We start from the raw sequence: 21,894 nt of genomic DNA, 5'->3' as shown, positions 1-21,894 counted from the left end.
AATACTAAATAGGAATCCTGCAAGTAATAACAGTTCCTGAAGCGTTACTTTTTAGACTAAAATCTCCGTTTAATAACTCACATCGATGCTGCATATTTAAAATACCTCTAGGAGTTATCGTATCGATATCAAAGCCCTTTCCATTATCAATGATGGTAATGTTTAAGTTGTTTTCAACGTGTTTAAAGTGGATCGTTATTTCGGTAGCATTGGCATATTTAGTTGTGTTTTGAATAGCTTCTTGAACAATTCTATAACTATTTAAGATTTGAATTGAAGTCAGTTTAATGGTGGAGCTATTGTGTTCATTGATATGAATTGGAATAGGAATATGGGCTTTTAAATCGATGATTTTATAAATCAATTCCTGTAAAGAACTTCCTTCATTTTTCATGGCCCAAATTGTGCTCCTAAGTTCTTTCATTGTATCTCTACCAAAATTACTGATCTTCTCCATTTTAGCTTTCTTTTGCTCAGATGTTTCTGCATAAGAAAGGTTATCAATAGAGGTGATTAAAAAAGTTAGGTGTGAGCCTATATTGTCATGTAAATCCCTCGAAATTCTTAGTTTATCTTCCGCTAATTCTCTTTCGTGATTAACGGCTTTAATCTTTTCTTGAGCTTCAAATGCTAATTGTAACTTTTTTCTTTTATTCAGTTGGTTTTGAAGAATGATGATGGTGATGGTAATGACGATAAATAAAACGCCAATAATTGTGAGTAGTTGAATGTTTCTTGTTTTTACAGTTAACTCTTGTCTTAGTATTTCTTCTTTTTGCTCAGCTAATTCTTTATCCTTTTTAGCAGTTTCGTATTTAGTTTGAATTTCATTAATTGTACGGTCTTTTTCAGTGTTGTAAATTGTATTGCCAATATTTAATCGTTTTTTTAAATATTCATAGGCTTTTTTATGTTGATTGGTATAATAATATAATTCTGAAAAATGATCATAGATATTTCTAAGGTATTTTTGGGCATTGGTTTCTAAAGCTAATTGCTCGGCTTCAATTAAAGATTGCTCACTTTCAGAATACCTTTTAAGCATCAGTAAATCTCTACCAATTCCTGAGAGACAAGAAGCTAGGTTGTTTTTGTTCTTAATGTTTCTGTAGATTACTTCTGCTTTTCTGTTATAAAAAAGAGAAGAATCATAGATTTCGCTGAGATGAAAGTCAACTGCTAAATTGGTATAGTTGGTAGCAATTCCCCACTGATCATTTATTTGATGTTTGAGAACAGTTGATTGTTGAAAGAAGTAGTAAGCTGAATCCGATTTTCTAAGGTTAGAGTATACAATAGCCAAGTTGGAATAAGCAGCACTCATTCCATATTGATCTTCAATTTCCTGATATAAGGCCAAAGACTGATAATAATAATCAATGGCTTTTCTATAATTCTTAAGTTCGTTATAAATTAGTCCAATATTGTTTAAAGTACTGGCTATACCATTTTTTTTGTTAATCTTTTCAAACTGAAGAATGCTTTTATTGTAATACTCAATAGCCAAATCAAAATTGGATTGATTCCAATGAATTAAACCTAAATTATTTAAAGCACTTGCTTCTATCGATATGTGATTCCCTTTTTGAGCTAATTCAAGCGCTTGATTATAAGCTTTTACAGAAGAGTCAAAACGACTCGTAACATCATAGTAAATGCCATAATGTAATAATGTTTTGCTTTTAAAGAACAAAGATTCTTTGCTCTGTTTTTCAGCTTCTTGACAATAAATAAAAGCTGAGTCTGGATTGCTATATACAACTTGTAAAGAACGTTTTAAGATTTGTTCTATAGCTAACGAATCCTTGTCAACTGAAAAGGAAATGAAAGGGATAAGAAAAAGAATAAAGAGGGATAAAAATTTCATTTTATTATAGTTGATACTAAAGCATGAATCTAAACCCTAATAAAGCATCAAATCTTTTGGTGCTATTTGGTAAATTTCCACGATTAATAACCCAATTATAGTCAAATCCAGCAAAAAAACCAACAGCTGATAATATTTCTAACCTAACTTGACCAAAATGTGGTTTAGGATAATTGTCATCAACTGTAGCATAAGAAAGCGAAACAGCTCTCCAATAAGAAATAGAATAGGAGGCAGCTGCTTCAAGAATAAAATGTTTAGAAATAGAGCGATTATATACCAATTTTGGACCAGCAGAAAACCAATAACCTTGTGGCTCTAGACTTTCTCTTTTACCACCATTTGAGCTTGAGTCAACAACATAGGTAGCAGTCAAAAAATAATCATGAAGATTAAAACCCATTGATAACGAATTTTTCTTAGGGGCATTGATATTCCATGTCCATGCAGCCCAACCAAGAATCCCACACGATAAGTTACTAGATTCTTGTCTGTATATTGCATGGTGATTTTTAAACAGAATCTCTCTAGATAACATGAATAAATCACCAATTAGCTTATGCTCATAAAAGAAACGGTTTTGTCCTTTTTTAAAAGTTACTTTTTTTAGGTCAACAGTTCCTGTAAAGCCATTTTTAGTATGATTTTCAAAATAAGGGGCAGTCAAATTGGTGAGTTTACTTCTACTTATAGCAACGCTTAAATAAGTTTCGTCAGCACTATAGTTATCTCCTAAGTAGTTAAAGTCAGTTAAGTTTTGCGCTTGAGAACTGCAAAAAGAACATAGAAAGATGATGTATGCTAAAGGTTTCATTTTTTAGTGAATATTATGTTTGACTAAGGTGATGCTTAACCCTCCATTAAGAAATGGTCCGAGATATGGTTTTAAACCAGCTTCAAACATAAAGCTCAACCCGAACTTCTTTCCTGTTTTAGCTTTTTTAGCTATTTGATAAGATTTCCAACCAACTCTAAAACCTATTGGGCTAGCTTTTATCTGTTGTTTAATAAATGCACTTTCATCAACTCTAGTTTCATCTCCTGTAGTGATATTATCCATAAATTTATTGTATGGAAGAATTAAGGCATCTAGGTAAAATTCATCTCCAATAGAATTAAAACAAACACCATATTCATCTGTTTTAATAAATAGGTTTTTAGATCTTCTTGTCATTACCCCTCCATAAATCCCAGCTGAGGTCATTTTACCACCATATCTTCTATATATTGAAGAGCCAAAGTCACTAAATTCGTAGGCGTTACTTTTGTAATATAATCCTCCACGAACCCCGTTTCTTACGGTTACTTTTCCAGGGATAATGATGCTAGTTTCTACATAATTATCTGTTCTTGTTCCCTCTGCATAATTATAGTGACTACCTTTATATTCTCTATCTAATGAAATTTTTAGTTGCTTATTTTTAGTCTTATTGGTGAGCAATAGGTTAGCACCTATATTTACTTCTAAGTTACCAGGGTAGTTTTTATTACTCAATTTACCTAATGCTAACCAGCTTTTTTTGAGGTTATAATCAATAGATACTTTATTCTTGATGATGTCGTGATACCCCCATAAACCAAGGTTAAAACTCCAAGATTCAATTACTCCATTCATATCAAGTTGAGCAAGATCTAGATTTACAACAGTAGATGGAGTTAATTCTGGTGAATCTTCTATCACTTCATACGTGATTGTTTGTGCATTATAGCTAGTGTATAACAAACTACACCATCCTAAAAGAGCTATATATCCTATTTTTTTCATCGCTTTATTGGTTTATTTTCTAATTAATTTAATTTGAGCTATCATGTAATCTGTATAAGTATCAAGAGCGTTTAATACAGCTACTTTATACGCTTCTTCATCAACATTAATCACAAATGTTCCAGTCGTTAAATTTGTTCCAAAACTGATTTTCTTTTGCATACTTTCCGGAAGTTTTCCACTATGACTTTCAATGTTTTGAGCAAATTCATCTTCGAAGTAGATATTCTTTTTCATATTAATGATACTGGCTTCACCATATTTCCCAACAGCTGTTAGGTTGGTAGCTATTGAATTAAAACCTGTGGCTCCAGTAGATTTTTCGATTGAAATTTGAGGAAAGACATTAGAGTTGGCTGATGTTGTTCTAAAATAGTAACCACTCTGTTTCATTTTTAAATCAAACCTGGCAAAATCAATAATGATATCTAATGCGATAGGGTTAGCTTTCAATTCTTTTCCTAGCTTAGCATATGCAGACCATATACCAGGGTTTCCAACCACTTGTTTACAATGAGGCCCTTCGTTAGCTGTGTAAACATTGATTAAACCAATGTTTTTGTTGGACCAATACTTTTTGATTTGTTTGTCGTTGACTTTACTAAAGTTTTTAGCGCTTGCAACAGTATTCCAGTCAGTGACAGCTAATCCTTCTGCTTTTAATTTATCGTTTAAGCGTTTATAAAATTCATCCGTAATGTTTTGAAAAGTTTGATCAGAAACACCATCTAATATAGCCCATGAAGAAGCAGAAATTTTATCATTTCCTTTACCTACATATACTTGATTATTAGTGATTTTTTTAAAATGAAGTGCTACTTTGGTTAAGGCAACTTGCTCTGATTTTTTAAGAACAGATTTTCCTGAAACATCAAAGTCTTTCTTTAGGTCAAGCTCTTTACTGTTGTGATTTTTTTCACCGCCTTTATTTTTTTGAGCAAAACTGATTAAAGCAAGATGGGTTAGAAGGATAAGTGCAATGTATTTCATAATTGTTTTTTATTCAAAAGTATTGTGTCAGATAGGGATAGTAAATACGTAGTATGTCGTAATTCTTAATTTGTTTGGTAAAAAAAACAGTCAATTTTGCCGTTAAAGCGATTTGGCATAAGCATTGAACAAATAGTCGAAAGGAAACGTTGTTGAAGCACTTTAAAACTGGGTATATCAGCTTATTAAGTGTTTATTGTAGCAATGCTTGCTAAGTTAAAAAAGATACATACTGTCAATTTGACGTAAAAGAATAAATTATGAGTGACTTTTTATCAGATAAAATATTGGGACTAGTTGATGATATTGATTCAAATACTGAATTTATACCATTAATGTCGGAAGAAGATGAGGATAGAATAAATAAAGAAGAAATCCCCAATGAATTGCCTATCCTTTCGCTAAGGAATAATGTGCTTTTTCCTGGTGTAGTTATTCCTATTACTGTTGGAAGAGATAAATCTATTAAATTAATCAAAGATGCAGAAAAGGCTTCTAGAACGATTGGTGTTGTAGCACAAAAAGATGTAAATATAGAGGAACCTAAATTTTCAGACTTAAATACCATTGGTACAATAGCACACATTGTAAAAGTCTTAAAGATGCCAGATGGAAGTACAACTGTTATTATCCAAGGGAAGAAACGCTTTGAATTAAAAGAATTGGTAGCAGAAGAGCCATATATAATAGCTAGAGTTGAAGAGTTTGAAGAAATTAAGTCAGATGATAATGATGAGAAAATTAAAGCACTTTATCAAACATTAAAAGATACGGCACTTAAAATTATTAAGGAGTCTCCACAAATTCCTTCTGAGGCTTCATTTGCATTAAAGAATATTGAGAGTAATTCTTTCCTAGTTAATTTTATAGCTTCACACATGAATGCTGAAGTAGAGGAGAAGCAGGCTGTATTGGCAGAACCTAACTTAGAAAAACGTGCCAATTCCCTGTTAAAACATTTAGATAAAGAATTACAGTTATTAGCGATTAAAAATGATATCCAGTCTCGTGTAAGAGTTGATCTAGATAAGCAACAACGTGAGTATTTCCTACAGCAACAAATGAAGGAAATACAAAATGAGTTGGGGGATAATCCTCAAAAACAAGAGCTGATAGAATTTAGAAATAAAGCAAAAAAGAAAAAGTGGAAAAAGTCAGTTGCTAAAACTTTTGAAAAACAACTCAGTAAGTTGGAACGAATGAATCCACAAGGTGCTGAATATGGTGTTCAACTGAATTATATTGAAACATTATTGGATTTACCATGGGGGAAATACACAAAAGACAAGTTCAATTTACAAGAAGCACAAGCAATTCTTGATAGAGATCATTTTGGATTAGAAAAAGTAAAAGAACGTATCATAGAATATCTGGCTGTGTTGAAGTTAAAAGGAGATATGAAGTCTCCAATTCTATGTTTGTATGGACCTCCAGGAGTTGGTAAAACCTCTTTAGGGAAATCAATTGCTGAAGCGGTTGGAAGAAAATATATTCGAATGTCATTAGGAGGTGTCCATGATGAAGCTGAAATTAGAGGACATCGAAAAACGTATATTGGAGCGATGCCAGGAAGAATCATGACCAGCCTAAAGAAAGTAAAGTCATCTAATCCTGTTTTTGTCTTAGATGAAATAGATAAAGTGGGAACAAGTAATCATGGAGATCCTTCATCTGCTTTATTAGAAGTCTTAGATCCAGAGCAAAATGATACATTTAAAGATAATTTTGTTGAAATAGAATACGATTTATCTAAAGTGATGTTTGTTGCAACGGCTAATGAAGTAGCAACAATTCAACCAGCTTTAAGAGATCGAATGGAGTTTATTGAAGTAACTGGTTATACCGTAGAAGAAAAAATTGAAATTACTAAGCGTCATTTGATTCGAAAACAATTGAAAGAGCATGGTGTAAAAGAGGAACAATATGCTTTAACAGATGAAGCAATAGAATATATTATTGAGGCCTATACTTCTGAAAGTGGAGTAAGAGGTTTAGAAAAAAGAATTGCTAAAACTGTTCGTTATAGAGCAAAACAATTGGCACTTGAAGAAACGTATGAAACAACGATTCAAAAAGAAGATCTAGTTGAAATCTTAGGGCCCTCTTATGAGAAAGATAAATATATTTCAAACGATGTAGCAGGTGTTGTTACTGGATTAGCTTGGACGAGAAATGGTGGAGATATCCTATTTATAGAGTCTTCTATTACTAAGGGAAAAGGGAAGTTAACTTTGACTGGAAACCTTGGAGATGTAATGAAAGAATCAGCGGTAATTGCTTTAGAATATTTAAAAGCTCATGCTGAAAATTGGGGAATCGAAGCTAAATATTTTGACGAACACAATGTCCATATTCATGTTCCTGCTGGAGCAACACCAAAAGATGGACCATCAGCTGGTATTACCATGTTAACAGCTTTAGCTTCTTTATTTACCCAACGTAAAGTAAAAAAGTATTTAGCGATGACAGGGGAAATTACCTTAAGAGGAGAGGTGTTGCCTGTTGGAGGAATCAAAGAAAAAATCCTAGCAGCTAAACGTGCGAATATCAAAGAGCTGATCCTTTGTGAGAAGAACCGAAAAGATGTTGACGATATTAATCCAGAATATTTAGAAGGCTTAACGTTCAACTATGTTTCTAAAATGGATGAAGTGGTGCAAATTGCCTTGTTAGATGAAGAAGTTGAAAATAAATTTAAATTGGTGTAACTTATTAGTTTGTTAAACGTCTCACAAAAAAAAATGTTCATTAGATGCAACATTTCGTTTATTTAGTTGTTCTATTTGACAAAGAATTAACATTTAATTTGAATATACCTGTTAGCTTTGCGCTAACAACTTAATTTGTAATATGAAAAATATCATCTTCGGATTATTCCTAATTATTAATTTAGGTTTTTTCGCACAAGAGAAATTTACCATCAGTGGTAATTTAAATGATGCTTCAAACGGTGAAGGTTTAATTGGAGCAAGTATTAAAATAGCCGATCAGCCCAAAGGTACCATTACTAATGTTTATGGCTTTTATTCTTTAACCTTACCCAAAGGAACCTACAAAATTGTCTACTCATATTTAGGGTTTGAGAGTGTTACAAAGGAAATAGTACTTGATAAAAATGTAAAGTTAAATGTTGAGTTAACGGAAACATCAACAACTTTTGACGAAGTGGTGATTACCGGTGAAGCCAGTAATAAAAATGTAGAAAGTCTCGATATGAGTAAAAATGAGCTCAATATTGAACAAATAAAAGGAATACCAGCGTTGATGGGAGAAGTGGATGTGATTAAAGCAATTCAACTTTTACCAGGGGTTCAAACCATAGGTGAAGGAGGTTCTGGGTTCTTTGTAAGAGGAGGAGCTGCTGATCAAAACTTAATTTTATTGGATGAGGCAAATGTTTATAATGCTTCTCACTTAATGGGATTCTTCTCAGTTTTTAATCCTGATGCTTTAAAGAATGTCGAATTGTATAAAGGAGGGATTCCTGCTCAATATGGAGGACGTCTAGCATCGGTTCTGGATATTAGAATGAAAGATGGAAATATGAAAAAGTTCTCTGGACAAGGGGGAATAGGAACAATTTCTAGTCGTTTAACTTTGACTGCTCCTATCAAAAAGGATAAAGGAGCAATTATGCTTTCAGGAAGAAGAACTTATGCGGATTTATTTTTACCTCTAGCCAGAAATCAAGATTTAGATGGTACAAAATTATATTTCTATGATGCAAATATTAAAGGGAATTACACCTTAAATGACAACAACAGAGTCTTTTTATCTGGTTATTTTGGTAGAGACGTCTTGAGTATTAATAATCAGTTTAATATGGATTGGGGGAATGCTACAGGAACATTGAGATGGAACCATATTTTTAATGATAAGTTATTCTTAAATAGTACTGTGGTTTTTAGTAGTTATAATTATGAATTAGGAACGCCTTCTACTGATGATAGCTTTAATTTCTCATGGAAGTCGAAAATCAATGATTATTATATCAAAGAAGATTTTAATTATTATTTAAATCCTAAAAACACGATTAAGTTTGGTTTACAATCAGCTTTCCATGAAATTTCTCCGGGGACTATTAGTTTTACAAATGAGGGAATCGAAAATGAAATTAAAACACCTACTACAAACTCATTAGAACATGCTGTTTATGTGTCTAATGAACAACAATTTAATAACCGTTTTTCAGCAGTTTATGGGTTAAGGTATTCACTGTTTCAAAATATCGGAAAAGCGACAGTATACAAGTATGATAACGAATTTAACATTAGTGATACTAGCTATTATAAAGATGGAGAAATCTATCAAACTTATGGAGGACTTGAGCCTCGTTTAGGGTTAAAATATACATTGGATGAAACAAGTTCTGTAAAAGCAAGTTATAATAGAACAAGACAGTATATACAATTAGCCTCAAATTCTACTTCTTCATCTCCATTAGATGTATGGTTTTCTAGTAGCCCGAATGTAAAGCCGCAATTTGCAGATCAAGTCGCTTTGGGGTATTTTAAAAACTTTAGCAACAATGCTATAGAAACCTCTGCCGAAGTGTATTACAAGAAAATGTACAACACCATTGATTTTAAAGATCATGCACAGTTGATTTTTAACCAAGGCTTAGAAGGTGAATTAAGAATAGGAGAGGCGCAATCTTATGGATTAGAGTTGATGGCCAAGAAAACTAAAGGAAAATGGACGGGATGGTTAAGTTATACCTATTCAAGAGTATTTAAGGACATTCCTTTGATTAATGAGGGGGTGGCATATCCTGCCAAATATGATCAACCACACAACATTTCGTTTGTAACAAGTTATGAGTTTTCTAAACGTTTTTCATTGTCTCTTAACTGGGTTTATAATACAGGAAGAGCAGTGTCGATGCCAACAGGAAAGTTTGTTTATCAAGGTCAAACCATTCCTATTTATTCCGCTAAAAACTCTGAAAGATTACCTGCATATCATAGAATGGATCTTTCGGCGACTTTAAAAGGAAAGAAATACGATTCTAAAAAATTCAAAGGGGAGTGGGTATTCTCAGTATACAATGTATACAATAGAGCCAATGCTTACAGCTTAAACTTTGTTGAGAATAAAGAAACAGGAGTTACAGAAGCTCAAATGCTATACTTGTTTAAAGTGATTCCATCAATTACTTACAATTTTAAATTTTAAGACATGAAAAAAAGTTTATTATACACAATAGGATTAGGAGTACTAGCTTTATCAAGTTGTACAAAAGTAATTGAAGTAGACTTAAATACTGAAGAGAACAAAAGATTAGTTGTAGATGCTCAATTTTCATCTTACGCACAAGAACATATTGTTAAGTTAGGAGAGTCAGCCAACTTTTATTCTTCAGATGAACCAACATTAATATCTGGCGCTACAGTTAAAGTAACAGAGGGAACGAATACATTTGATTTCAACGAAGTATCTCCAGGAGTTTATCAATCAAACAATAGTGCAGTGGCTGAAATAGGTAAAGAGTATACACTTTCTATCGATTATGCTGGGAAGACTTATACAGGAAAGGATTATTGTGACTATTCTCCAACTGTTGATACTGTAATTCTTGAGCCTAATTATGTGGATGGAAGTACTACTGAGATTGAAGATTACACCATCCGTTTTAGTACACAAGAAGCTCCAGGTTTTGGAGACTATTATGCTTGGAAAATCTATGTAAATGGTGTGCTGAGAAATGATAGTGTTCCTGAGCAATTATCGCAGTCTGATGAGTTTTTACCAGACGGAACTTATTTATATGAAGTAGAGCTTACCTATATTGATGATGTAGAATCAGGAGATACCATTACTGTAGCACAACATGCTATCTCAAAAGAAATTTATGATGCAGTTTTTGCGATTCGTTTTCAAACTGATTTTAGAGGAGGTATTTTTGATTCACCACCTGCTAATGTTCCTACAAACATGAGTGATGGAGCTGTAGGTTTGTTTTCAGTTTCTGGAGAAACACGCAATTTTGCAATTGTTCCCTAATTACCAAAGGAAATATATTTGTGAAACTCCATATTTTTTAGTAAACTCGCAATTCAATTGAAACAAAAATTTGTAGTCACTTTTTAGACTACACCCTAAAATTGATAGAGCCGTATGAAACGAATCGTATTAGTTGAAAACAAATCTGAAATTGGCGCAGGAACTAGAGGGGCTAGCTTAGGAATAGATGCAGTTAAAATAGCAGCACTTAATTCAAAAAGTGATTATTTCAAAAAAGCTAAAATTGTAAAGATTGAAAATGAAAATGATCGCCTTTGGGAAGATGTTACTTTTGAATCGGCTAAAAGAATTAAAGGAGTTGTAGAAGTTTATAAACGTGTTAGTTCTTCAGTAAGTGAAGTGCTCGGGAAAAATAAATTTCCAGTTATTTTATCAGGAGATCATTCAAATGCTGGAGGAACTATTGCTGGAATAAAAATGGCTTATCCTGATAAACGTCTAGGGGTTATTTGGATTGATGCACATGCAGATTTACATTCACCATACACATCGCCTTCTGGGAATATCCATGGTATGCCTTTAGCAACTGCATTAGGAGAAGATAACCAGGGGTACGCTGTTAAAGAAATTTCTGATGAAGTAAAAAAACAATGGGAACGCTTAAAAGGTATTGGTAATATTAATCCCAAAATTCAGCCAGAAGATTTGGTGTTTATTGGAGTTAGAGATACAGAAGATCCAGAGGATTATTATATTGCCAATAATAAAGTAAAAACAATTAGCGTAGAACATGTCCGAAGAACTGGAGCTCAAGAAGTTTCAGAGCAAGTATTGGAATATTTGAGTGCATGCGATATTATTTATGTCTCTTTTGATGTAGATAGTATGGATTGTGATTTAATTTCTTATGGAACTGGAACTCCTGTTCAAAATGGTTTAACAGATCAAGAAGCTAGTGGATTAATCAATCACTTTTTAATCGATAAAAGAGTAAAGTGTTTTGAAGTAGTGGAAATTAATCCATGTTTAGATAACAAGCAGAATAAAATGGCTGAAACAGCTTTTAGAATTATAGAAGGGGCTTCTGCAATTATTGAAAAACGAGGTTAGAGAATTGAAATATAGAATACAGTGAATAATGTAACACATCTTTAGCTTTTAAAGGTGTGTTTTTTTATGAAGAGATCAATGAATATAGAGAATAAGATTTTTGAGTTAGTAAAGAAAAGTTTAACGGAATTATACAACATAGAAATTCCAGATCATCAAATTCAAATTAGTAAAACTAAAAAAGATTTTGATGGAGATTTAACTTTAGTTGTATTCCCATTATTAAGGATTTCAAAAAAAGGGCCAGAGCAAACAGCTGAAGAGATTGGAAATAAAATAATAGAAGCAGAGCATTCGATTGTTAATACATTTAATGTGGTTAAAGGTTTTTTAAATCTATCAATTAATCCCTCTGTTTGGTTAGACTCTTTTAATGATTGGCTGAATACTACTCAGTATGGTTATGCACAAGAGCCATCGAATAAAACTTTAATGGTAGAATATTCTTCTCCAAATACTAATAAACCATTACATCTAGGACATTTAAGGAATAACTTCTTAGGGTATGCAGTTGCTGAAATCTTAAAAGCTAATGGACATAAAGTTGTTAAAACTCAAATCATTAATGATCGAGGAATTCATATTTGTAAAAGTATGTTGGCTTGGCAACTCTTTGGGAATGGCGAGACTCCTGAATCTTCAGGCTTAAAAGGAGATCACTTAATTGGTAAATATTATGTGGCTTTTGATAAGGCTTATAAAGCAGAAATTCAAGAATTAGTTGCAGGAGGAATGGAAGAGAAAGAAGCTGAAAAATCTACTAAAATTTTAGCCCAAGCTCAAGAAATGCTTCAAAAATGGGAAGCTGGAGATGCAGAAGTAAGAGCACTTTGGGAAAAAATGAACGGTTGGGTATATGATGGTTTTGCCATTACCTATAAAAATATGGGAGTAGATTTTGATTCATTATACTATGAGTCTGATACTTATTTGGTAGGAAAAGAAGTTGTAGAAGAAGGGTTAAACAAAGGAGTGTTTTATAAAAAAGAAGATGGCTCTGTTTGGTGTGATTTAAGCTCTGAAAAAATGGACGATAAACTCTTGTTACGTGGTGATGGAACTTCTGTTTATATGACACAAGATATAGGGACAGCATTATTACGTTATAAGGATAATCCATCGCTTTCAGGTTTGATTTACACGGTAGGAAACGAACAGAATCACCATTTTAAAGTCTTGTTTGCTATTCTTAAGAAATTGGGATATAAATGGGCCGAAGAATGCTACCATTTATCGTATGGGATGGTTGACCTGCCTTCAGGAAGAATGAAGTCACGTGAAGGAACGGTTGTGGATGCAGATGATTTAATGGAATCTTTAAAAAACGATGCAAAAACGGCAACTTTAGAACGTAGTCAAATAGAGGATTTATCAGAAGAACAGCAAGAAACACTGTTTAAAACAATAGGAATGGGAGGACTAAAATATTTCTTATTGAAAGTAGATCCTAAAAAGAAAATGTTGTTTAATCCAGAAGAATCTATTGAGTTAAATGGTAATACTGGACCGTTTATTCAATATACTTATGCTCGAACACAGTCGATACTAAGAACCGTTGGAAACTTTGAAAAAAACATTGACACCACGATTGATTTATTCTCTATTGAACAAGAGTTAATCAAATTAATAGGAGAGTTCCCTAATGTTATTAAAGAAGCTGGAGATCATTATAGCCCAGCATTGATCGCTAATTATGTCTATGAAATAGCTAAAACATACAATTCTTTTTACCAGTCAATTTCAATTTTTAAAGAAGAAGACGCTGCTAAAAAACAATTTAGAATAGCCTTGTCTTATCAAGTTGGTGAGGTGATCAAGAATGGAATGTTACTCATGGGAATCAACGTTCCAGAAAGAATGTAATCAGTTTTAATTATACACTATTTTAAAAGCATTGATCAAAACATGGTCAATGCTTTTTTTGTTCAAATAATCTTATTTAAGTCTTTAAAAATTAATGTTTTAATCTTTAGTACTATTTTAGGTTTGGTCTTTTTTCTAGACATTGGCGCTCTCATTTTAAAATAGTGATTATGAAAAAAACAATAGGCTTTTCTTTTTTGTTAATGGTCTTAATTTGCTCCCCTTCATGTATTCAAGAACGTGGAAAAAGTAGGAATGAAGTTCCAGATAAAGCTTCTCCCTTTACTGCAGTTCAATGGCGTAACGATCAACCAGAAGTAGAATTTAAAGGCGACTGGTATTCCGTTCATACCATAGATACTATTGAGTTGGAGCGTATCTTAACATTTTGTAAAAATGAATATAGCGGTAAATGGAAAAGAAGATTTAGTGAAGATTTGGTTGAAGTCTTCTCAGATATGGGAACACCTTTTAAGGCTATAGACGTTCGATTAAAGCTAATTAATGAGAATGGAGATACAATTATAGATAGCGGAAAACTGACCAAAGAAAATAGGGCTCAAATAAAGGATAAAGGAGAGCAAAAGTTAGCAGAACAAAAAAAGTTATATGTCAATAATCAATCCATTACCAAAGAAGCTGCAATAGATGATTTAGAGGTTTTACGCGCTACAATCGAGAAAAACTATTCCTATATAGATTTAAAAGGATGGGATTATACGAAGTATATAGAAGAATTAAAGCGGAAGCTGCCTGAAGAAATAGGAGTAAAGGATTTTGCAATTGAAGTACAGAAACTGTTGTGTCATTTTGGGGATGGACATACGCGGATCAAAGGTTTCTCCAAAATAGTTTCACATTATACAGCTGACCTGAATTTTAAATGGTGTGGTTCGAAATTAGTTGTTTTTGGAGACAATGATGAATTGTTGAATAAAGATTATCCTTTTTTAGTATCTATTAATGGGGAGACAGTACAACAATTAGAACACAAGGTTTTACCATATATTGCTGATGGAAGTCCACAATTTATAAAGGCTGGTGTATGTCGATATTTGAGTAAAGCTTTAGACTTCGTTTTAGGATTAACGAAAGAACAACACTCAGTTAAACTGGTACTAATGAATGCAGAGGGGATCCAAAAGCAAGTAGCATTACGTATGAATGAAAAAAAACAAAAGGATGCTTGGACTGAAAAATTAAAATTATTAAATGGTGAATTTAACCCTTACCACTATAGCATAGAAAAAGGGAACATAGGATTAATAAAAATACAGCAAATGCTTTACGGTAAAAATATCGTCGAAGAAACCGAACAAATGATGAATGCCTTGGCGAATACCAGTGGAATTATTATAGACGTTCGAGGAAATGGAGGAGGAGGAAGAGTTCTTTTAAAAGAATTAGCAAAGTATTTTATTGATCAAGATAAACAGCCCATTGTCATTGCAAACTTAGCCGTGTATAGAACTGATGACACATTGTCAACAACAAAAGGACTACTAGATAACCGTTATCTATATTCATTGAACTCAGGAAAGTTTAATCAAGCCGAGGTTGAACAAATAAAAGCGTTTAAGGCTTCTTTTTCTCCTCAATGGGGAACTGCTGCTAAAGCTAACTATAGCGAATGGCATTATTTTGTACTAAAATCTGGAGAAAATTCTTACAAACAACCAGTAGTAGTTTTGTGTGATGAATTTGTGTTTAGTGCTTCCGATATTTTTTGTGCGGCAATGAAAGAAATTGATGGGGTCACCTTAATTGGTACTCCAACAGGAGGAGGTAGTGGAAGAGCCTTAGATTATCAATTGCCTCAATCAGGAATAGCTTATAAATTGTCATCCATTTGTTCTTTTCAGGTAGATGGAACTTTATTTGATGGCAATGGAGTCATTCCTGATGAAATTATTCAACCTAATTGTTTAGATTTTCTCGAAAAACGTGATGCAATTATGGAGCGAGCATTGGAGTTGTTACACAACAATCAAGCGAAAATATAGAACTAAAAATCGTTAGTCACATTTCTAGGTTTCTTATAAAAACAGACAACTGTATGGGCTGTCTGTTTTTCAATTGGTGAGTGCTACATCATTGATTTAAATTAAATAGTAGCGTTTAAATCTCTCTATACTTAATTAGTGCTAAATCATTTATAGTTCCATTTAGGATATCTTGTATCGTTTTCGATTCTTTTAAAACTTGGAATTCTAAATTTCTATCCTTTAATGACTTTTTTCTAATTCCCCAATGTTTTTTTCTATTATATTCACTCTTGTAATTACCTTTTCCTATATGTAGCATAAATTCTCCCACTTGATTATTTTCTACATCATTAACGAATTTTTTTATAATATTTTCTGAGGGTTGACCAAAATAAGATTGAAGGTAAAAGTTCGGTAAAATATAACTATTTTCCTCAGCTTCTTCTTGCTTTTGTCTTAGCCAATGCACTTTTCTGCCTTCATTTATTGTTTTTAAAGTTCCAGGAAAACGAATTAATCCAACATTTGAAGCTCCTAATCTCGTTATAGGTAAAAAAGGTATTTTATCTGTATAGTAGCCGCGGACCATCTCATAAGTTGCAGGGCTTCTCATCGGAAGATTATTAAACTTTGGTTCTTTACAGGTTTCTAAAAGAATATTCCAAAAAGAAGGTATAAAATGCATCAGCCCTTGGTGACTATTTATGTGATCGATATGTTCAAAACCACCTAGAATACGAGCTAACAAATTAAGTTGATTGTCGAGTTCAAGTTTAACATGTTCTCTATTAATTCTAGACAAGTCAAACTTCGATAGAGTTGTAAACTTATTGCTGTTTTTACCCTTTGCTCCGTATAAACTTCTTACTTCGTGAAATGTTCCTATGGGTTTTCCTGAAGTAAGAGTAAAGTGTAGTCCTATTCCAATTCTATCACCATATTTTGCTGCTAAGTTTTCTATTTTTTTTATGTTTTTTGAACCAAAAGTCACAAAAACAGAAACAGCGGTAACAATTCCAAGTTCAATTGCTTCTTCTATTGCGTCATCAATAAAAGACATTGCACCATAATCATCAGCATTTAAAATTATCTTTTTCATATTATATATTATTTACAAGGTAATACTTCATTTTTAGGTTTGACACATGGATATTCCTCATCACTTCGCTCTTTTATACTTTTAGCTGTATTTATTTGGTTTTTTATCGCTTTTAAATGATTTCCTAGCTTATGGTATTTAAGAGCTTGTAAACTTTCTAAACGTCTAAATTTAGTGTAAGATTCAACTTCTGAATAGATCAGACCGTCTTTACATATTCGGTAGAATTTTCCAAAATGGGCAACACCATTTCTACCTGCTCTAGGAACATAGTCTTTATAGTTTACAATATCATAAACTTTAGCCCCAAATTTTTCTTTCATAATAGCATTTAAACTACAGGTCACAGCTAATGGAGGCGCAAAGTGATAGGCACCTTGAAAGTTATAGCCTTTGTAATCAAGTGGTTCGATAAACAATTGAGACATTGCAGCTCCTAGAGAATGCCCTGTTAAATAAATAGGAAAATTAGTTTTATTTGAAGCGTTTGAACATTTATTGATCAGTTGGTCTATTTTGTTAAATAAGTCCTCTTTAGTTATTAAACCTATTAATGATTTTCGGAAACCACCATGACCTGCAGGCATATTTCCCAATGCTTCATTAGAATCATCAGTGTTTTCATAATTCCAAAATTTTACATCTGTAATCCAATCTTTGATTTTAGATGGTTCAGTGCCTCTAAAAGCTATGATTAAAAAATGGTCTGTTCCCAATAAAAGCGCTTGCGAGTGGTTGTTTTTATCCTCTAAAAAATCATATTGATAATGAGCATTGGGATAGCATTTATTTAATTCAGAACAAAATTGGTCTATTTTAGTTTTTTTCCAATATACAACTTCAGAAACTTGAGCTAAATAAGTAGCCGTTAATTGATGATAGTTACTAAAATCAGAATTAAAATTTTCTAAGTTTAAATCTTCTATGATTTCTTTTTTTTGCCCCAATGATTCATGATCAAATGCAAGGATAAAAACAGTACTTAGGAATACTAATATTATTCTCATGATTATTATTCTAATATGAAGTTTGTCTGGCTAAACAGTTAAAAACACACCAGTTTTACATTTGCTATAAGCTGATGTAACGAAAATAGTGTTTTTTATATAAAAACACAATAAACAGTAGTATTTGTCTGATTAACAATTAAAATACACCTACTATCTATAAAGGGTAAATGAGTAGAATCGTTGGTTGGTTGTTACTTGTAAGCCTTAGTTAAAGGGGAGCAGAATAAACATCAACCGTACTAATTCTTTTCCCTTTCGTTGGCTTTTTGCTTTAAAAACTGTAATAGATGAATATGATTTTATTAACCAATTATAAGAACTAATTGTAACGGAAATGTGCAAGTCTTAAACGAAAATGTTTAACACAAAAGCATTTTATTCTGCTGACCTTTGTATCAATAAGAATTAAAATAAGAAACGATGACGTTAAAGTTAAAAGAGATCATAAAACGAGTCAATACTAAATGGGTGCATCAAATAAGAGCAGGATACAAGCACAGCTTCATTGATATCTCAATTGTAGAGGTTGAAAACAGATTTTTTGTTCGTCAATATAGATTTGGAAAAAGGAGCTGGTATCATGCTTTTATAGAGCATCCAGAGGGTGAAATGAAATTAGGTGATTTAGTAGTACCTATTCTCGGTGTAGTCCCAAAAGATCTGGAAAGCATCAATCCAAAAGTCAACAAAGCATTCTTTAAAAAGATGAGCATAATCTATTGGTTGATGGGGTTAACTTACAACAAAAAGCGACACGAAGCTTCAACACTAGAACTTATTCCAATCATTAATAACGAAAATCTATAAGCCTTATACAGAAATGTTTAAGTCAGAAAGCACTAACTGTATAGATCTTTGTACCATAATTAAAAAAACAAACAATGAAAGCAGTAATTAAAACATTTATGAGCCTGATACTGATAGCAGGCTTTACAACAAGTCTATCAGCACAAAATAATCATTTAAAAAATATAAAAATGGAAAATTTAAAAGCAGGAGTTAATACAATAACTTTCAAATCATTCGGATTAGATTTAGTAGGAAACTTATACCTTCCAGAGGGTTTTGATGCCAATAAAAAATACAAAGCAATCGTTGGAGCAAGTCCATTCCCGCAAGTTAAAGAACAGGTACTAGGAACGTATGGTCCTGAAATGGCTAAAAGAGGATTTGTCTTTTTGGGGTTTGATTATATGGGAATGGGAGATTCGCCGGCATTACCAGGGGAGCACATGAAATCCAGATATATGTTTAGGCTAATAGAAAATACGTGGGATGCTGTTTCTTATCTTGGAACATTACCATTTGTAGAAGAGGTATACGGACTTGGAGTTTGTCAAGGAGGTTCTATTATTTCTTCGGCAGCAGTTACAGACCATCGTATTAAGAAAATTGCTACTGTTTCGGGAATGATGGCAGCAGATGCGTTTCAGTGGCTAGGTAGAGAAATAACAGATGTACAAATTGCAGCTGCTAATGCATCCATGCAAAAGCAGTATGAAACTGGGAAACCAGATTATGTAGCCCCATTTGGACTTAACGATGAGCAAACAAGAGAAGAGTTTGTTGAAGCAGCAGCTTATCCTGAAATGGCAGGAGAAACTTACGACTATTATGGTAGAGATGGGGTTAAAGGTCCTAAAGCTATTGAGAACTTTACAAATATGCACATTGGTGATCAAGCGATGCAATCTCTTATCTCTATAGGCGAGGCGTATGCAGATAAAATTGTGCAGCCTACATTGGTTATTTATGGTACATCAGCATCTACTGCACCGTGTTCAACTATGTTTATTGATAAACTTACTAATAACCCAGAAGTTATGGCTCTAGATAAATTCAGTCATGTTGATTTTTATTACAAGCCAGAAGCTGTAAAAGTTTCTACTGATGCTGTCGCAGAATTCTTTAATAAATAGATGTTTGGGCAGAGCTTATCAATAAGCTCTGCCCATTTAAAATAAACAAAAATGACGACCATGAACAATTACAAAAATATTCCCAACTTGAATGGAAAGGTAGCCATTGTAACAGGAGCAAATAGTGGAACAGGTTATGGTATTACTTATCATTTGGCTAAACATAATTGCAAAGTGATAATGGCTTCAAGAAACAAGAGGAAACTGGAGGATGCAAGAAATAAACTCAAAATAGAAGTTCCTCATGCAAAATTAGAAATAGAAGTTTTAGAATTGACAAGTTTAGCTAGTATCGAAACTTTCGCAGAAAGAATAAAAAAGAAGTACAAAAAAATTGATTTTTTAGCAAACAATGCTGGAGGAGGAGGGAAATACACAACAACTGTTGATGGTCTTGAGGAAAACCTCATGATTAATTATCTTGGCCACTTTGCACTTACTACCCAACTTCTTCCGATATTAAAAGAGGAGAGTAGAATCGTTACATTTTCAAGTATAGGCTATAAACGTTTCCTAAAAAACGATCTTGATGTAGAGCATTTAATGTGCGGAAATGAAGCTGACTATAATCAAATGAAAGAATATTGTAAGGCTAAGTTATGTACTATTTTGTTTTCAATAAAACTTCAGCAAGAGTTCGAAAAAATTGGCTCGAAATCCATGGCGCTATCATGCCATCCAGGTTACGCAAGAACAAACTTATTAACGAAGTCCAGCAACCCTGTTGGGATCCGTATTTTGGGAACGGTAATGAATGCTGTATCAGGATTGTTTGGTTTGAGTCAGAGCTTATATGATGGAGCTTTACCTGCCATTGAGGCACTCATTGCAGATAAAGCGCAACCAAATGTGGTATATTCTCCTAAAAACAGGGAATCAACAGGTGTTCCAATTCCAATTGAGATTGACCATACCCATTATAAAGATGAGGATATAGATCAACTCTGGATAAAAACACAAGAATTGATAGGTATTAAGGTTGAAAATTACTTATAGAAAGCTATAGGTGGTTGTTCATCATTTCATTAACTTTAAAAAGTATTATGAAAACTTTAAATTTTTATTCGATCTCAGAATTTCATGAACTAAACAATTTTCCTCCTCCAGAAAATCCATTATTTAGTGTAATGCATAATGAGTATGCAAAGGATGAGTTATTAAGTTGTGAAGATACAGTTGGTCAAAAAGTAAGTGTAACAAGTGGGTTTTATTCAATTTCACTTAAAAACATTATTTCCGGAGAAATTATCTATGGGAGAACCAAATACGATTGTTCTCATGGTACTCTATTATTTACTGCTCCACAACAAACCCTTGTCTTTGATGGTGTAGCCTTTAGTTCAGAAGCATACCATATTGCTTTTCATAAAGATTACTTGAACGGGACTTCTCTTCATGATAAAATAAAAAAGTATCATTTCTTCAATTATAATGTCAATGAAGCACTTCATTTATCACCAAAAGAAGAAGAGCTTTTAAAGACACTGTTTAAAAGTATTGAGGCAGAATATAGCAACAACCAAGATGAATTTAGTAAAGAAATTATTATCGCTCACTTAGAAGCATTTTTAAAGTATGCCGACAGGTTTTATAAACGGCAGTTCTTAAATAGGCAAGAAATGAATCAGGAGTTATTTGCTCGTTTCACCAACATCCTAGATAGTTATTTTGAAGCAGGGCAACTACAAGAAAAGGGAATTCCTACGGTTGATTGGTTGGCGGAACAATTAGGCGTCAGTCACAGATATATGAGTGATACAATTAAAGCAGAAACAGGAAAAACGGCTATAGATCAGATAAACCTTTATTTAATTAATGAGGCCAAAAATATGTTGCTTAGTCCTAATACTTCAATCTCAGAAACAGCTTATCAATTGGGATTTGAATACCCACAATACTTCTCAAGGTTATTTAAGAAAAAAGTAGGAGTGTCCCCCAAACAATTCATTGAAAACCATTCAATGAATTGATAATCCCCTCAGGCGGATAAGAGCCCGACGAGTTAGTATTCTAATATTTTAGAATTTGTTTAAGCAAAAAGATAGTTGCGGATCAAAATAGAATAGGGGAGCAACAAAAAAAGACAACCATTTCTGATTGTCTTTTCTTCTTTTTAGTAGCGGGAGCTGGACTCGAACCACGTCCGCCTCAGGCGGATAAGAGCCCAACAAGCTAGTATTCTAATTATTTCATAATCCGTTTAGGGCAAAAGATAGTTGCGGATCAAAATAGAATAGGGGAGTAACAAAAAAAGACAACCATTTCTGATTGTCTTTTCTTCTTTTTAGTAGCGGGAGCTGGACTCGAACCACGTCCGCCTCA

The 21,894-nt window shown here is 33.0% G+C and carries 16 protein-coding genes; 10 read left to right on the top strand and 6 right to left on the bottom strand.

The window, feature by feature from the left end; genetic code table 11:
• Positions 1-4 precede the first annotated feature (4 nt).
• The 4 genes from N4A35_06740 to N4A35_06725 are packed head-to-tail and all read right to left on the bottom strand — an operon-like array spanning position 5 to position 4,622.
• Positions 5-1,867, bottom strand: a complete 1,863-nt coding sequence (locus tag N4A35_06740; protein MCT4581099.1) for a sensor histidine kinase — start codon at positions 1,865-1,867, stop codon at positions 5-7.
• Between the two features lie 16 nt (positions 1,868-1,883).
• Positions 1,884-2,681: a hypothetical protein gene (locus tag N4A35_06735; protein ID MCT4581098.1), complete on the bottom strand. Its 798-nt coding sequence runs from the start codon at positions 2,679-2,681 to the stop codon at positions 1,884-1,886.
• Between the two features lie 3 nt (positions 2,682-2,684).
• Positions 2,685-3,632, bottom strand: a complete 948-nt coding sequence (locus N4A35_06730; GenBank protein MCT4581097.1) for a hypothetical protein — start codon at positions 3,630-3,632, stop codon at positions 2,685-2,687.
• Positions 3,633-3,644: 12 nt separating this feature from the next.
• Positions 3,645-4,622 (bottom strand): hypothetical protein, encoded by a 978-nt coding sequence (locus tag N4A35_06725; GenBank protein MCT4581096.1) that lies wholly within the window; start codon positions 4,620-4,622, stop codon positions 3,645-3,647.
• A 260-nt stretch (positions 4,623-4,882) separates the two neighbouring features.
• Between N4A35_06725 and lon the strand changes: the two genes are divergently transcribed.
• The 6 genes from lon to N4A35_06695 all read left to right on the top strand — a co-directional run bounded on the left by lon (position 4,883) and on the right by N4A35_06695 (position 15,562).
• On the top strand, positions 4,883-7,330 hold the full coding sequence (gene lon, locus N4A35_06720; GenBank protein ID MCT4581095.1) for an endopeptidase La: 2,448 nt from the start codon (positions 4,883-4,885) through the stop codon (positions 7,328-7,330).
• 142 nt (positions 7,331-7,472) lie between these two features.
• On the top strand, positions 7,473-9,797 hold the full coding sequence (locus N4A35_06715) for a TonB-dependent receptor (GenBank protein ID MCT4581094.1): 2,325 nt from the start codon (positions 7,473-7,475) through the stop codon (positions 9,795-9,797).
• Between the two features lie 3 nt (positions 9,798-9,800).
• Positions 9,801-10,625 (top strand): DUF4249 domain-containing protein, encoded by an 825-nt coding sequence (locus tag N4A35_06710; protein MCT4581093.1) that lies wholly within the window; start codon positions 9,801-9,803, stop codon positions 10,623-10,625.
• Positions 10,626-10,739: 114 nt separating this feature from the next.
• Positions 10,740-11,696 carry an arginase gene (gene rocF, locus N4A35_06705; GenBank protein ID MCT4581092.1) on the top strand — a complete coding sequence of 319 codons (957 nt, stop codon included), beginning with the start codon at positions 10,740-10,742 and terminating at the stop codon, positions 11,694-11,696.
• A 66-nt stretch (positions 11,697-11,762) separates the two neighbouring features.
• On the top strand, positions 11,763-13,559 hold the full coding sequence (gene argS, locus N4A35_06700; GenBank protein MCT4581091.1) for an arginine--tRNA ligase: 1,797 nt from the start codon (positions 11,763-11,765) through the stop codon (positions 13,557-13,559).
• A 170-nt stretch (positions 13,560-13,729) separates the two neighbouring features.
• Positions 13,730-15,562, top strand: coding sequence for a S41 family peptidase (locus N4A35_06695; protein MCT4581090.1), 1,833 nt, complete (start codon positions 13,730-13,732; stop codon positions 15,560-15,562).
• 115 nt (positions 15,563-15,677) lie between these two features.
• On the opposite strand, the gene N4A35_06690 is transcribed toward N4A35_06695, so the two are convergent.
• Both N4A35_06690 and N4A35_06685 read right to left on the bottom strand, forming a co-directional pair.
• A complete protein-coding gene (locus N4A35_06690) occupies positions 15,678-16,643 on the bottom strand; it encodes a ChbG/HpnK family deacetylase (GenBank protein ID MCT4581089.1) in 966 nt (321 codons plus the stop codon).
• 8 nt (positions 16,644-16,651) lie between these two features.
• Complete coding sequence (locus N4A35_06685) at positions 16,652-17,650, bottom strand: lipase family protein (GenBank protein MCT4581088.1); 999 nt, start codon at positions 17,648-17,650, stop codon at positions 16,652-16,654.
• 423 nt (positions 17,651-18,073) lie between these two features.
• On the opposite strand from N4A35_06685, the gene N4A35_06680 reads away from it, so the two are divergent.
• The 4 genes from N4A35_06680 (at position 18,074) to N4A35_06665 (ending at position 21,542) form a co-directional block, all read left to right on the top strand.
• Positions 18,074-18,460: a hypothetical protein gene (locus tag N4A35_06680; GenBank protein ID MCT4581087.1), complete on the top strand. Its 387-nt coding sequence runs from the start codon at positions 18,074-18,076 to the stop codon at positions 18,458-18,460.
• A gap of 74 nt (positions 18,461-18,534) precedes the next feature.
• Positions 18,535-19,572, top strand: coding sequence for an alpha/beta hydrolase (locus tag N4A35_06675; GenBank protein MCT4581086.1), 1,038 nt, complete (start codon positions 18,535-18,537; stop codon positions 19,570-19,572).
• Between the two features lie 60 nt (positions 19,573-19,632).
• Complete coding sequence (locus N4A35_06670) at positions 19,633-20,568, top strand: SDR family NAD(P)-dependent oxidoreductase (protein MCT4581085.1); 936 nt, start codon at positions 19,633-19,635, stop codon at positions 20,566-20,568.
• Between the two features lie 47 nt (positions 20,569-20,615).
• Positions 20,616-21,542, top strand: coding sequence for a helix-turn-helix domain-containing protein (locus N4A35_06665; protein ID MCT4581084.1), 927 nt, complete (start codon positions 20,616-20,618; stop codon positions 21,540-21,542).
• The last annotated feature ends 352 nt before the right edge of the window (positions 21,543-21,894 follow it).

This window comes from Flavobacteriales bacterium (assembly GCA_025210295.1).
In the GTDB taxonomy this organism is placed as follows: Bacteria; Bacteroidota; Bacteroidia; order Flavobacteriales_D; family Parvicellaceae; genus S010-51.
This window is presented reverse-complemented; position numbering and strand designations above follow the sequence as displayed.